Below are 12,693 nucleotides of genomic sequence, written 5' to 3' on the forward strand. Positions count from 1 at the left end.
CCCACACTTCCGAAACACCAGTCCGGTGCCGACCCGCGGCTGCGCGCCGCGCCGACACGACAACGAGGTTGCCGTACCTATGCGTCACGCCGAAGGAGCCCGCGGTGAGTGCTGACCAAACTGAGCTCGCCTTTGACTGGAGCTGTCGGATCATGTCCGACAACGGCTGTGGCTTCCCGGCTCCGGGCCTGCACTCGTTCCTCTTCAAGCCGATGTTCACCGTCGGCGGGTTCGAGTTCAACAAGGTCATGATGCTCGCCCTGCTGACCACGCTCGTGGTCGTCACTTTCTTCTACATCGCGTTCGGCAAGGCCAAGCTGGTCCCGGGCAAGCTGCAGATGATGGGCGAGGCCGGCTACGACTTCGTACGCCGCGGAATCGTCTACGAGACGATGGGCAAGAAGGACGGCGAGAAGTACGTCCCGCTCATGGTCTCGCTGTTCTTCTTCATCTGGATCATGAATATCTGGTCCGTGATCCCGCTGACCCAGTTCCCGGTCTCCTCGGTCTTCGCGTACCCGGTGGTCCTCGCGGCCATCGTCTACCTGGTCTGGGTGCCGCTCACCTTCAAGAAGCACGGCTTCGTCGGTGGCTGGAAGAACATCACCGGCTACGACAACTCGCTCGGCCCGATCAAGTGGCTCGTGTCGTTCATCGAGTTCTTCTCGAACCTGCTCGTGCGTCCCTTCACGCACGCGGTGCGACTCTTCGCCAACATGTTCGCCGGTCACCTGATGCTGGTGATGTTCACCGTCGCCTCCTGGTACCTGCTGAACAGCTGGATGATCCCGGCCGCCGGTGTCTCGTTCGTGATGACCATGGCCATGATCCTCTTCGAACTCTTCGTGCAGGCCGTCCAGGCGTACGTCTTCGTGCTCCTCGCCTGCTCGTACATCCAGGGCGCTCTCGCCGAGCACCACTGAGCCCCTCCCCGCAACCCCCTAAGCGCCCGGTGGCCAACCCCCACCGGTCCATGAAAGAGAAGGAAGTAACGGCATGTCCGCGACTCTCGAGCTCGCCGCCCTCCAGGGTGACATCAAGGCCCTCGGCTCCATCGGCTACGGCCTCGCGGCCATCGGCCCGGGCATCGGCGTCGGCATCGTGTTCGGTAAGGGCACCGAGGCCCTGGCCCGTCAGCCCGAAGCCGCCGGTCTGATCCGTGCCAACCAGATCCTCGGTTTCGCCTTCTGTGAGGCGCTCGCCCTCATCGGCATCGTCATGCCGTTCGTCTACGGCTCCTGATCGCCAAAGACGATTAGCCCCGTTCGACGAAAGGCATTGATGTGATCGCCAACCTGGTTCAGCTGGCGGCCGAGGAGGAGCAGAACCCGCTCATCCCGCCGGGGCCTGAGCTGCTCGTCGGCGCCATCGCCTTCGCCATCGTCTTCTTCTTCTTCTGGAAGAAGCTCATCCCGAACATCAACAAGGTTCTGGACGAGCGCCGGGAGTCGATCGAAGGCGGTATCGAGAAGGCCGAGGCCGCTCAGACCGAGGCCCAGAGCGTGCTCGAGCAGTACAAGGCTCAGCTCGCCGAGGCCCGGCACGAGGCCGCGCGTCTGCGCCAGGAGGCGCAGGAGCAGGGCGCCCAGCTCATCGCCGAGATGCGGGCCGAGGGCCAGCGCCAGCGCGAGGAGATCGTCGCCGCCGGTCACGCCCAGATCGAGGCCGACCGCAAGGCCGCCGCGCAGGCGCTGCGTCAGGACGTCGGCCAGCTGGCCACCGACCTGGCCGGCAAGCTCGTCGGTGAGTCCCTCGAGGACCACGCCCGGCAGAGCCGCACCATCGACCGCTTCCTCGACGAGCTCGAGGAGAAGGCAGAGGCGGCTCGATGACAGCGCACGGAGCGAGCCGCGAGGCCCTGGCCGCCGCGCGTGAGCGCCTCGACGCGCTGACCGACAACACCTCGGTCGACGCGAAGCAGCTCGCGGACGAGCTGGCCGCGGTCACCGCGCTGCTCGACCGCGAGGTCTCGCTGCGTCGGGTCCTGACCGACCCGGCGCAGGCCGGCGAGGCCAAGGCCGAGCTGGCCGGACGGCTGCTGACCGGCCAGGTGGGCGGCGAGACCGCCGACCTGGTGGCCGGCCTGGTGCGCTCCCGCTGGTCGCAGTCGCGCGACCTGGTGGACGCCCTGGAGGAGCTGGCCGACCTCGCCGATCTGACCGGTGCGCAGAAGTCGGGCGCGCTGGACGACGTCGAGGACGAGCTCTTCCGGTTCGGCCGGATCGTCTCTTCGAACACCGAGCTGCGGGCGGCGCTGACCGACCGCGCCGCCACCGGTACGGCCAAGGGCGAGCTGCTGCGCAGCCTGCTCGGCGGCCGCGCCGCCGAGGTGACGGAACGGCTCGTCGGGCGCCTTGTGACCGCGCCCCGTGGTCGTAGCCTGGAGGCGGGCCTCGAGTCCCTGTCCAAGCTGGCCGCGGACCGCCGCAACCGCATGGTGGCCGTCGTCACTTCCGCTGTTCCGCTCACGGACCAGCAGAAGCAGCGCCTCGGCGCGGTCCTGGCCAAGGTGTACGGACGCACGATGCACCTCAACCTCGACGTGGACCCCGAGGTCCTCGGCGGGATCACGGTCCAGGTGGGCGACGAGGTCATCAACGGCAGCATCGCGGACCGCATCGAGGAAGCCGGCCGCCGCGTGGCCGGCCAGTAAAGCAACAAAGCACGACCTACGGCCCTAGTTGGGCCGTGCAGAGGATTCCTGGGGGCTGACCCCAGACCCCCCAAGAAAACTTCGGGCCCAACAAGGAGAGCAGGGAACCCAGATGGCGGAGCTCACGATCCGGCCGGAGGAGATCCGGGACGCGCTGGAGAACTTTGTCCAGGCGTACAAGCCGGACGCGGCCTCGCGCGAGGAGGTCGGTACGGTCACCCTTGCCGGCGACGGCATCGCGAAGGTCGAGGGCCTGCCCTCGGCCATGGCCAACGAGCTGCTGAAGTTCGAGGACGGCACCCTTGGTCTCGCGCTGAACCTGGAAGAGCGCGAGATCGGTTCGATCGTCCTCGGCGAGTTCAGCGGTGTCGAGGAAGGCCAGTCGGTCACTCGTACCGGCGAGGTGCTGTCGGTCGCCGTGGGCGAGGGTTACCTCGGCCGCGTCGTCGACCCGCTCGGCAACCCGATCGACGGCCTCGGCGAGATCGAGACCAGCGGACGTCGCGCCCTCGAGCTGCAGGCCCCCACGGTCATGCAGCGCAAGTCGGTGCACGAGCCGATGGAGACCGGCTACAAGGCCGTCGACGCGATGACCCCGATCGGCCGTGGCCAGCGTCAGCTGATCATTGGTGACCGCCAGACGGGCAAGACCGCCCTGGCCGTCGACACGATCATCAACCAGCGCGACAACTGGCGCTCGGGCGACGTGAACAAGCAGGTGCGCTGCATCTACGTCGCCATCGGTCAGAAGGGCTCCACCATCGCCTCCGTGCGCGGTGCCCTCGAAGAGGCCGGCGCGCTGGAGTACACGACCATCGTCGCCGCCCCGGCGTCCGACCCGGCGGGCTTCAAGTACCTGGCGCCCTACACCGGTTCGGCCATCGGCCAGCAGTGGATGTACGAGGGCAAGCACGTCCTCATCATCTTCGACGACCTCTCGAAGCAGGCCGACGCCTACCGCGCCGTGTCCCTGCTGCTCCGTCGCCCGCCGGGGCGCGAGGCCTACCCGGGTGACGTCTTCTACCTGCACTCCCGTCTGCTCGAGCGCTGCGCGAAGCTCTCGGACGAGATGGGCAAGGGCTCGATGACCGGTCTGCCGATCGTCGAGACGAAGGCGAACGACGTGTCGGCGTTCATCCCGACCAACGTCATCTCCATCACCGACGGCCAGTGCTTCCTGGAGTCGGACCTCTTCAACGCCGGTCAGCGCCCCGCGCTGAACGTCGGTATCTCCGTCTCCCGAGTCGGTGGTTCCGCGCAGCACAAGGCGATGAAGCAGGTTTCCGGTCGTCTCCGCGTGGACCTCGCCCAGTTCCGTGAGCTCGAGGCGTTCGCCGCCTTCGGTTCCGACCTGGACGCCGCGTCGAAGGCGCAGCTGGAGCGCGGTCAGCGCATGGTCGAGCTGCTCAAGCAGGCTCAGTACCAGCCGATGCCGACCGAGAACCAGGTCGTCTCCGTGTGGGCCGGTACCACCGGCAAGATGGACGACGTCCCGGTCGCCGACATCCGCCGCTTCGAGCGCGAGCTCCTCGAGCACCTGCACCGCAAGGAGCAGGGCCTCATGACCTCCATCAAGGAGGGCGGCAAGATGTCGGACGACACCCTGACGGCCATCGCCGACGCCATCGCGGAGTTCAAGAAGCAGTTCGAGACCTCGGACGGGAAGCTTCTCGGCGAGGACGCTCCGGCCGCCGCCAAGTGACGTAAGGAAGGGACCTGACTCATGGGAGCCCAGCTCCGGGTCTACAAGCGTCGCATCCGATCCGTCACCGCGACCAAGAAGATCACCAAGGCGATGGAGATGATCGCCGCCTCGCGCGTCGTCAAGGCGCAGCGCAAGGTGGCGGCCTCCACGCCGTACGCGACCGAGCTCACGCGCGCGGTCACGGCGGTCGGCACCGGTTCGAACACCAAGCACCCGCTGACCACCGAGAGCGAGTCGGCGACCCGTGCCGCGGTGCTGCTCCTGACGAGCGACCGCGGCCTGGCCGGCGCGTTCAACTCCAACGCCATCAAGGCCGCGGAGCAGCTGACCGCGCGTCTCGAGGCCGCGGGCAAGGAGGTCGACACGTACATCGTCGGCCGCCGTGGTGTGGCGCACTACAACTTCCGCGAGCGCAAGATCGCGAAGCGGTGGAGCGGCTTCACCGACCAGCCCGAGTACGCGGACGCCAAGGCGGTCGCGGGCCCGCTGATCGAGGCCATCGAGAAGGACACGGCCGAGGGCGGCGTGGATGAACTCCACATCGTCTACACCGAGTTCGTCTCGATGATGACGCAGACGGCGGTGGACGGCCGTCTGCTGCCGCTCAGCCTCGAAGAGGTGGCCGAGGAGTCGACGACGAAGAACGAGATTCTTCCGCTGTACGACTTCGAGCCGTCGGCGGAGGACGTCCTCGACGCCCTGCTGCCGCGCTACGTCGAGAGCCGCATCTACAACGCGCTGCTGCAGTCGGCTGCTTCCAAGCACGCCGCCACGCGCCGCGCGATGAAGTCGGCCACCGACAACGCCGGGGATCTGATCAACAATCTTTCCCGGCTTGCCAACGCGGCCCGACAGGCCGAAATCACCCAGGAAATCAGCGAGATCGTTGGTGGCGCGTCCGCGCTGGCCGACGCGACCGCGGGGAGTGACAAGTAATGACGACCACTGTTGAGACGGCCGTTGCCACGGGCCGCGTCGCCCGGGTCATCGGCCCGGTCGTCGACGTGGAGTTCCCCGTCGACGCGATGCCGGACATCTACAACGCCCTTCACGTCGAGGTCGCCGACCCGGCTCTGGACGGCGCCAAGAAGACGCTGACCCTCGAGGTCGCCCAGCACCTGGGCGACGGCCTGGTCCGCGCGATCTCCATGCAGCCCACCGACGGTCTGGTCCGCCAGGCCCCGGTGACCGACACCGGCGACGGCATCACCGTCCCGGTCGGTGACTTCACCAAGGGCAAGGTGTTCAACACCCTCGGCGAGGTCCTGAACGTCCCCGAGGAGAACGCCAACGTCGGCGAGCGGTGGTCCATCCACCGCAAGGCTCCGAACTTCGACGAGCTCGAGTCGAAGACCGAGATGTTCGAGACCGGCGTCAAGGTCATCGACCTTCTCACCCCGTACGTCAAGGGTGGAAAGATCGGTCTGTTCGGTGGTGCCGGTGTCGGCAAGACCGTGCTGATCCAGGAAATGATCTACCGCGTGGCCAACAACCACGACGGTGTGTCGGTGTTCGCCGGTGTCGGCGAGCGCACCCGTGAGGGCAACGACCTCATCGACGAGATGAGCGAGTCGGGCGTCATCGACAAGACCGCGCTCGTGTTCGGTCAGATGGATGAGCCGCCGGGCACGCGTCTGCGTGTGGCCCTTGCCGGTCTGACCATGGCGGAGTACTTCCGCGATGTGCAGAAGCAGGACGTGCTGTTCTTCATCGACAACATCTTCCGCTTCACGCAGGCCGGTTCCGAGGTCTCGACCCTGCTCGGCCGCATGCCCTCCGCGGTGGGCTACCAGCCGAACCTGGCCGACGAGATGGGTCTCCTCCAGGAGCGCATCACCTCGACCCGTGGTCACTCGATCACCTCGATGCAGGCGATCTACGTCCCCGCGGACGACCTGACCGACCCGGCCCCGGCCACCACGTTCGCCCACCTCGACGCGACGACGGTGCTTTCCCGTCCGATCTCCGAGAAGGGCATCTACCCGGCCGTGGACCCGCTGGACTCCACGTCCCGCATCCTGGACCCGCGGTACATCGCGCAGGACCACTACGACACCGCCATGCGGGTCAAGAACATCCTGCAGAAGTACAAGGACCTCCAGGACATCATCGCCATTCTCGGCATCGACGAGCTCGGCGAGGAGGACAAGCTGGTCGTCTCCCGTGCCCGTCGCGTGGAGCGCTTCCTGTCCCAGAACACCCACGTCGCCAAGCAGTTCACCGGCGTCGACGGTTCGGACGTGTCCCTCGACGAGTCGATCGCGGCCTTCAACGCGATCTGCGACGGCGAGTACGACCACTTCCCCGAGCAGGCGTTCTTCATGTGCGGTGGCATTGAGGACCTCAAGGCCAACGCCAAGGAGCTCGGCGTCTCCTGAGCCCCGTAGCTCATGTCGGAGAGGGGCGGGTGCACCCCGCGCAGGGGCCGTGTCCCGCCCCTCTTCGTACGCCCACTAGAATTTGACCCAACACCCGGCTGAACCGCCGGGTGGTGACCCGAGGAGCCACCCTTGGCTGCTGAGCTGCATGTCGAGCTGGTCGCAGCGGACCGCAGTGTCTGGTCCGGTGAGGCCACCCTGGTCGTCGCGCGCACCACGTCCGGCGACATCGGCGTCATGCCCGGTCACCAGCCGCTGCTCGGTGTGCTGGAGTCGGGCCCGGTGACCATTCGTACGAGCGACGGCGGAACTGTCGTCGCCGCTGTCCACGGCGGATTCATCTCCTTCGCGGACGACAAGCTGTCGCTGCTGGCCGAGATCGCGGAGCTGTCCGACGAGATCGACGTCCAGCGTGCGGAGCGGGCGCTGGAGCGCGCGAAGTCGGAGGCCGACGCCTCCGCCGAGCGGCGTGCCGATGTCCGACTGCGTGCGGTGGCGACGCGCTGACCCCAGCGCGCGGCGTAACGTGACTCAGCCGCGGCCAGGTCCGGGAACATTCCGGACCGGGTCGCGGCTGAGGCAATGCGGGTGCAATGCATTGGTCCGTTTTCGAAGAGGCGAGGAGGTCGGTGCCGATGATCCTCACTCTGCTCGTGTGCGGACTTGCTGTGATCGCGCTGGTATTGGTGGGGCTCTTCGTCTTCGGCCTGCGCCGTCGGCTGATCCAGCGCTCCGGCGGCACGTTCGACTGCAGCCTGCGCTGGAACGCCCCCGAGAAGGGTGACACCTCCGGCAAAGGCTGGGGTTACGGAGTCGCCCGCTACAACGGTGACCGGATCGAGTGGTTCCGAGTCTTCTCGTACGCTCCCCGCCCCCGCCGCGTCCTCGAACGCTCGGCCATCGAGGTCGTCGACCGCCGCGCACCGGACGGCGAGGAGGAGCTGGCCCTGCTCTCCGATGCCATCGTCCTCGGCTGCCTGCACCGCGGCGTCCGCCTGGAACTGGCCATGAGCGAGGACGCACTCACGGGTTTCCTGGCGTGGCTTGAGGCGGCGCCTCCCGGCCAGCGGGTGAACGTGGCCTGAGCCCCGAAGGGGCGCGGGGCTCTGACATGTGCGGCTCCGCCGCGTGGGCGCGACCAGCCACAGCGGCCCCGCAGACAAAGACATACGAAAGCCGGGGAGACAGGGGGCGTTCCTGTCTCCCCGGCTTCGTTACCAGGGGATACGGACTACTTGAGCCCGTCGTTGATCGCGCTCACCAACTCCCCGTTGGCGGTGTCCCCACTGAACTCCCAGAAGAACGCCCCACCAAGCCCCTGCTCCTTGGCCCACGCCATCTTCGCGCGAACCGTCGCAGGCGTGTCGTACGACCACCAGTTGCTGCCGCAGTAGGCATACGCGGTACCCGCGACCGTGCCATTGGACGGGCAGGAGTTCTTGAGGACCTTGTAGTCCTCGATGCCCTGCTCGTACGTCCCCGGCGCGGGCCCTGTCGCGGTGCCACCCGGCTCCTTCTGGGTGACGCCGGTCCACCCGCGGCCGTAGAAGCCGATGCCGAGCAGCAGCTTGGCGGACGGCACGCCCTTGGCCTTCAACTTGGCGATCGCCGCAGCGGAGTTGAAGCCGTCCTGCGGGATGCCGGGGTAGGACGTGAGCGGGGAGTGCGGGGCCGTCGGGCCCTTGGCCGCCCACGCGCCGAAGAAGTCGTACGTCATCACGTTGTACCAGTCGGCGTACTGCGCGGCGCCGCCGTAGTCCGCGGCGTCGATCTTGCCGCCGTTGGAGGCGTCGGCGGTGATCGCGGCGGTGACCAGGTTCTTGGCGCCGAACTCGGTGCGGAACGCCTGCATCATGTTCTTGAAGACGGCCGGGCCCGAGGTGTCGCAGGACAGGCCGCAGGCGTTGGGGTACTCCCAGTCCAGGTCGATGCCGTCGAAGACGTCGGCCCAGCGCGGGTCCTCGACCAGGTCGTGGCAGGACTTGGCGAAGGCGGCCGGGTTCTTCATGGCGTCGGTGAAGCCGCCGGACCAGGTCCAGCCGCCGAAGGACCAGAGGATCTTGATGTTCGGGTACTTGGCCTTGAGCTTGCGCAGCTGGTTGAAGTTGCCGCGCAGCGGCTGGTCCCAGGTGTCGGCGACGCCGTCGACGCTCTGGTCGGCGGTGTACGCCTTGTCGATCGCCGCGTACGAGTCGCCCATGGTGCACTTGCCGCCCTGGACGTTGCCGAAGCTGTAGTTGATGTGCGTGATCTTGTCGGCCGAGCCGGAGGTCGCGATGTTCTTCGCGTGGTAGTTGCGCTGGTAGACGCCCCACTCGGTGAAGTAGCCCATCTTGACCTTGTCGCCGGGGCCCGGTCCGGGGTCGGTGCTGCCGGTGGTGCGGACCTTGACGGCGCCGCTGGCGGGGCCCGTCTGGTCGGCGGTGTCGCGGGCCTGGACGGTGTAGGAGTAGTCGGTGCCCTTGGTCAGGCCCGTGTCGGAGTACGAAGTCCCGGTCACCGTCGCGACCTTGGCGCCGTCGCGCAGGACGTCGTAGTTCTTGATGCCCTTGTCGTCGGTGGCGGCCTTCCAGTCGAGCTTCACCGAGGTGTCGGTGATGCCGGAGGCCACGGGGGTGCCGGGGGCGCTCGGCGGGTTGTCGCCGGGGACGCTGCCGCCGTCACAACTGCCGCCGTTGAGCGTGCACTTGGCGGGGGCGCCGGGTCCGGTGCCGTTGAATCCGAAGGAGACCGAGGCGCCGGGGGCGAGCGTCCCGTTCCAGGTGAGGTTCTTGGCGGTCCAGCGGGTGCCGGAGTTGGTGACGGTGGCGTCCCAGGCCGAGGTCACCTTGGTGTCGGCGGGGAAGTCCCACTCGACGGTCCAGGAGCTGAGCGTGGTGGTGCCGGTGTTCTTGATCGTCCACTTGCCCTCGAAGCCGCTGCCCCAGTCCTGGGTCTTGGCGTAGGTGGCGGTGGCCTCGGGGGCGGCTTCGGGGGCCGCCTCGGCGGGGGCGCCGAGGGCGACCAGGGTGGCGAGCGGAAGCAGCAGGGTGGTGAGTCCGGCCATGGCTCTGTGTCTGAGTCTGAGTCCTGAGCGTGCGTGCTGGCTCTGTGTGAAGCGCACGAGGTGCTCCTCGGGTGAGTTCCGGGGGGTCTGAGGGGTTGGGACCCTGCGCCGCCCGTGAGCACGTGGAACACGTGGGGGAGTGCTCACCGCAGTGCGGTGAGAATAGAAAGGTCTGGACCAGCGGTCAAGAGGTCTGAACCAATGGCCGAATAGTGCCGGTCGAACCCGGGATCAGAGGCCCAACTCCTGGGCCAGGACCGCCGCTTGGACCCGGCTGCGCAGCTCCAGCTTGCCGAGCAGCCGGCTCACATGCGTCTTCACGGTGGCCTCCGCCATCGTGAGACGGCCCGCGATCTCCGCGTTCGACAGGCCCTCGCCGATGCACGAGAGGACCTCGCGCTCACGGCGCGTGAGGCTGTCGACGACCGCCGGGTCGGGGGCGTTCTCCCTGGGTACGGCCTTGGTGGGGGCGGCGAACTCCGCGATCAGACGGCGGGTGACGGCCGGTGCGATCAGGCCCTCGCCGCGCGCGACCGTGCGGACGCCTTCGAGGAGGTCCTTCGCCTCGGTGTTCTTCAGGAGGAAGCCGGACGCGCCCGCGCGCAGCGCCCCGAAGACATACTCGTCGAGGTCGAAGGTGGTCAGGACGAGGACGTCCGCAAGCCCTTCGGCGACGACCTGGCGCGTTGCCGACACCCCGTCGAGGCGCGGCATCTGAATGTCCATCAGGATCAGGTCGGGGCGCAGCGCACGGGCGAGCTCGACGGCCTCCTCGCCGTCCGCCGCCTCGCCGACGACCTCGATGTCGGACGCGCTGCGCAGGATCAGGACGAGCCCCGCGCGCACCGCTGACTGGTCTTCGGCGACAAGCACCCTGATCATTCCTTGGCTCCTTCGTCTGCTGGGTCGACGGGCAGGGCCGCGGACACGGTCCACACCTTGCCGTCGGGCGTGCTCTCGGGGCCCGAATCGAAGGTGCCGCCGAGCAGTTCGGTGCGTTCGCGCATGCCGACGAGACCGGCTCCGGAGCCGGGGGCGCGCGGGCCCGCCGGATCGCCGTACGGGCTCGTCACGCGGATCCTCAGGGCGCGCGGCTCCTGGGCGAGCGCCACCGTGACGAGGCCGGGAGAGGCGTGCTTGAGGGCGTTCGTCAGGGACTCCTGGACGATGCGGTACGCCGCGAGCTCGACCGGCGCGGGCAGCTTCGGCCCGTCCGGGGCGCGGGCGTCGTCGAGCGTGACGTCGATGCCGTCCCTGCGGGCGCCCGCGAGCAGGGCGCCGAGGCCGTCGAGGGTGGGCGCGGCGGCCGGCTCCAGGTCGCCGCTGTCGGACCGCAGGATGCCGATGAGGCGGCGCATCTCGGCCAGGCCCTCGACGCTGTTCTCGCGGATGACGCCGAGTGCTTCCTTGCTGGTCTCCGCATCGTCCAGGGAGAGCGCGGCCGTGGAGTGGATGGCGATCGCCGAGAGGTGGTTGGCGACCATGTCGTGCAGCTCGCGGGCCATCCTGGCGCGCTCGGCCATGACGGCCTGGACGCGGTCCATCTCGGCGAGCAGCGCGGTCTGCTCGGCCCGCAGCTTGGCGGCGTCGGCGGCCTCGCGGTGGTTGCGCACCAGGACACCCGTGGTGGCGGGTGCGAAGGAGATCACTCCGGCGAGTACGCCGATGAGGATCGCCTGCGGGTCCTGGAACCAGGCGAGGAACCCGATGGTGATCGCGACCGTGACCAGGCCCGTGGTGACCGGGATGCGGCGGGCGGCGGCCGGGGTGCCGTAGAGGACCGCCGCGTACACGATGTCCGTGAACATCATGATCGAGGCGAGATTGCCGTAGGTGAACTGGTCGGCGACCAGCGCGAGGGTGGCGGCGACCAGGGCGAACTGCGGGGCCGTGCGGCGCAGCAGCGACAGGCAGGCCAGGGCGGACATCGGGATCAGGGCCCAGTTGCCGTCCAGCGGCCGGTCCGTCTGCGCGTGCAGCCCGAGCGCCCACAGCGCGAGCCCGCTGAGCAGGCTGACCGACGCGATGGTGACATCGACGCGGTGCGGGCGGGCGAGGGGCAGGGCCATGCCTCCATCCAACACGGTCCGGCGGGGGCGGGGCCTGGTCCTGGGGGAGGAACCCCGCCGGTGGCGACTACATCGAACTGCCTACCGCGCCCGTGGCAGCGGCGCGGGCTACATCGAAGGATGCAGTCCCACTTCCTCACTGACGACGACGATCCACGGCCTCCGCGAAGGGAGCCTTGAAGGGTGACCGAGGAAGCGACCCGGAGGAGCCAGCCGTGATCGTCACACTGATCATCATCTGCGAGGTGGGCTTCTGGGTGCTGCTCGCCGCGGGCCTCGCCCTGCGTTACTGGGCGAAGATGCCGCGCGCCAGTATCGCCGTACTGCTGTGTGAGCCCCTGCTCGAGGTCGTGCTGTTCGTCGTCACCGCGATCGACCTGAAGAACGGCGCCGAGCCGGACTGGAAGCACGGCCTGGCCGCCGTCTACATCGGCTACTCCATCGCGCTGGGCCACTACACGATCAAGTGGGTGGACGTCCGCGTCGCCCACCGTTTCGCCGGCGGCCCGCCGCCGAGCACCCCGAAGTACGGCGTCCGGCGCACGGTCCACGAGTGGGAGGTCGCCGCGCGCTGGATCGCCGCGGCCCTGATCGCCATGGCGCTGCTCCAGGGCGCGATCTGGTACGTGGGCGACGGGAACACCGAGTCGCTGCGGGGCTGGCAGCTGCGGATGCTCTGGGTGATCGGCATCAACGTGATCATCGCCGGTTCGTACACGGTGTTCCCGAAGAAGGCTCCGGCGGCCGAGTCCGGGAAGTCGGACCGCCCGAGCTTCCTGAGCAAGCTCTAAGCGCTCCGCGGGAAGTACGGTCCACATCTGCGGGTGCGTCGTGGCTGGTCG

13 protein-coding genes are annotated in these 12,693 nt (G+C 68.3%); 10 read left to right on the forward strand and 3 right to left on the reverse strand.

Annotated elements, in window-relative coordinates:
* Positions 1–152: 152 nt before the first annotated feature.
* The 9 genes from atpB (at position 153) to ACFWZ2_RS05430 (ending at position 7,821) form a co-directional block, all read left to right on the forward strand.
* Positions 153–923, forward strand: coding sequence for a F0F1 ATP synthase subunit A (gene atpB, locus ACFWZ2_RS05390; protein ID WP_384542104.1), 771 nt, complete (start codon positions 153–155; stop codon positions 921–923).
* 73 nt (positions 924–996) lie between these two features.
* Positions 997–1,242 carry an ATP synthase F0 subunit C gene (gene atpE / locus ACFWZ2_RS05395; protein ID WP_016643250.1) on the forward strand — a complete coding sequence of 82 codons (246 nt, stop codon included), beginning with the start codon at positions 997–999 and terminating at the stop codon, positions 1,240–1,242.
* A 41-nt stretch (positions 1,243–1,283) separates the two neighbouring features.
* Positions 1,284–1,832 carry a F0F1 ATP synthase subunit B gene (locus tag ACFWZ2_RS05400; protein WP_384542108.1) on the forward strand — a complete coding sequence of 183 codons (549 nt, stop codon included), beginning with the start codon at positions 1,284–1,286 and terminating at the stop codon, positions 1,830–1,832.
* Positions 1,829–2,653, forward strand: coding sequence for a F0F1 ATP synthase subunit delta (locus ACFWZ2_RS05405; RefSeq protein WP_384542111.1), 825 nt, complete (start codon positions 1,829–1,831; stop codon positions 2,651–2,653). The genes ACFWZ2_RS05400 and ACFWZ2_RS05405 overlap by 4 nt, the downstream gene beginning before the upstream one ends.
* A 112-nt stretch (positions 2,654–2,765) precedes the next feature.
* The gene (gene atpA / locus ACFWZ2_RS05410; RefSeq protein ID WP_384542113.1) at positions 2,766–4,355 is read left to right on the forward strand and encodes a F0F1 ATP synthase subunit alpha; all 1,590 of its coding nucleotides are present in this window, start codon (positions 2,766–2,768) and stop codon (positions 4,353–4,355) included.
* Positions 4,356–4,376: 21 nt separating this feature from the next.
* Positions 4,377–5,294 (forward strand): F0F1 ATP synthase subunit gamma, encoded by a 918-nt coding sequence (locus ACFWZ2_RS05415; protein WP_384542116.1) that lies wholly within the window; start codon positions 4,377–4,379, stop codon positions 5,292–5,294.
* A complete protein-coding gene (gene atpD, locus ACFWZ2_RS05420; RefSeq protein WP_384542118.1) occupies positions 5,294–6,736 on the forward strand; it encodes a F0F1 ATP synthase subunit beta in 1,443 nt (480 codons plus the stop codon). Before ACFWZ2_RS05415 ends, atpD begins: the two co-directional genes overlap by 1 nt.
* 132 nt (positions 6,737–6,868) lie before the next feature.
* Positions 6,869–7,243, forward strand: a complete 375-nt coding sequence (locus ACFWZ2_RS05425; RefSeq protein ID WP_055564402.1) for a F0F1 ATP synthase subunit epsilon — start codon at positions 6,869–6,871, stop codon at positions 7,241–7,243.
* 128 nt (positions 7,244–7,371) lie between these two features.
* Positions 7,372–7,821, forward strand: coding sequence for a DUF2550 domain-containing protein (locus ACFWZ2_RS05430; protein WP_055696800.1), 450 nt, complete (start codon positions 7,372–7,374; stop codon positions 7,819–7,821).
* Between the two features lie 146 nt (positions 7,822–7,967).
* Here the strand turns inward: ACFWZ2_RS05430 and ACFWZ2_RS05435 are convergent, their stop codons facing one another.
* The 3 genes from ACFWZ2_RS05435 to ACFWZ2_RS05445 form a co-directional block, all read right to left on the reverse strand.
* Positions 7,968–9,782, reverse strand: a complete 1,815-nt coding sequence (locus ACFWZ2_RS05435) for a glycosyl hydrolase family 18 protein (protein WP_384542121.1) — start codon at positions 9,780–9,782, stop codon at positions 7,968–7,970.
* Between the two features lie 231 nt (positions 9,783–10,013).
* Positions 10,014–10,664: a response regulator gene (locus tag ACFWZ2_RS05440; RefSeq protein ID WP_384542123.1), complete on the reverse strand. Its 651-nt coding sequence runs from the start codon at positions 10,662–10,664 to the stop codon at positions 10,014–10,016.
* The gene (locus ACFWZ2_RS05445) at positions 10,661–11,851 is read right to left on the reverse strand and encodes a sensor histidine kinase (protein WP_384542125.1); all 1,191 of its coding nucleotides are present in this window, start codon (positions 11,849–11,851) and stop codon (positions 10,661–10,663) included. The genes ACFWZ2_RS05440 and ACFWZ2_RS05445 overlap by 4 nt, the downstream gene beginning before the upstream one ends.
* 215 nt (positions 11,852–12,066) lie before the next feature.
* Here ACFWZ2_RS05445 and ACFWZ2_RS05450 point away from each other — a divergent pair, with 215 nt between their 5' ends.
* A complete protein-coding gene (locus ACFWZ2_RS05450) occupies positions 12,067–12,642 on the forward strand; it encodes a hypothetical protein (RefSeq protein WP_384542128.1) in 576 nt (191 codons plus the stop codon).
* The last annotated feature ends 51 nt before the right edge of the window (positions 12,643–12,693 follow it).

It is taken from the genome of Streptomyces sp. NPDC059002, assembly GCF_042740435.1.
In the GTDB taxonomy this organism is placed as follows: domain Bacteria; phylum Actinomycetota; class Actinomycetes; order Streptomycetales; family Streptomycetaceae; genus Streptomyces.

Coding starts and splice junctions, on each gene's coding strand:
- atpB (WP_384542104.1), top strand. CDS start 153: ATGTCCGACAACGGCTGTGGCTTCCCGGCTCCGGGCCTGCACTCGTTC.
- atpE (WP_016643250.1), top strand. CDS start 997: ATGTCCGCGACTCTCGAGCTCGCCGCCCTCCAGGGTGACATCAAGGCC.
- ACFWZ2_RS05405 (WP_384542111.1), top strand. CDS start 1,829: ATGACAGCGCACGGAGCGAGCCGCGAGGCCCTGGCCGCCGCGCGTGAG.
- atpA (WP_384542113.1), top strand. CDS start 2,766: ATGGCGGAGCTCACGATCCGGCCGGAGGAGATCCGGGACGCGCTGGAG.
- ACFWZ2_RS05415 (WP_384542116.1), top strand. CDS start 4,377: ATGGGAGCCCAGCTCCGGGTCTACAAGCGTCGCATCCGATCCGTCACC.
- atpD (WP_384542118.1), top strand. CDS start 5,294: ATGACGACCACTGTTGAGACGGCCGTTGCCACGGGCCGCGTCGCCCGG.
- ACFWZ2_RS05430 (WP_055696800.1), top strand. CDS start 7,372: ATGATCCTCACTCTGCTCGTGTGCGGACTTGCTGTGATCGCGCTGGTA.
- ACFWZ2_RS05435 (WP_384542121.1), bottom strand. CDS start 9,782: ATGGCCGGACTCACCACCCTGCTGCTTCCGCTCGCCACCCTGGTCGCC.
- ACFWZ2_RS05440 (WP_384542123.1), bottom strand. CDS start 10,664: ATGATCAGGGTGCTTGTCGCCGAAGACCAGTCAGCGGTGCGCGCGGGG.
- ACFWZ2_RS05445 (WP_384542125.1), bottom strand. CDS start 11,851: ATGGCCCTGCCCCTCGCCCGCCCGCACCGCGTCGATGTCACCATCGCG.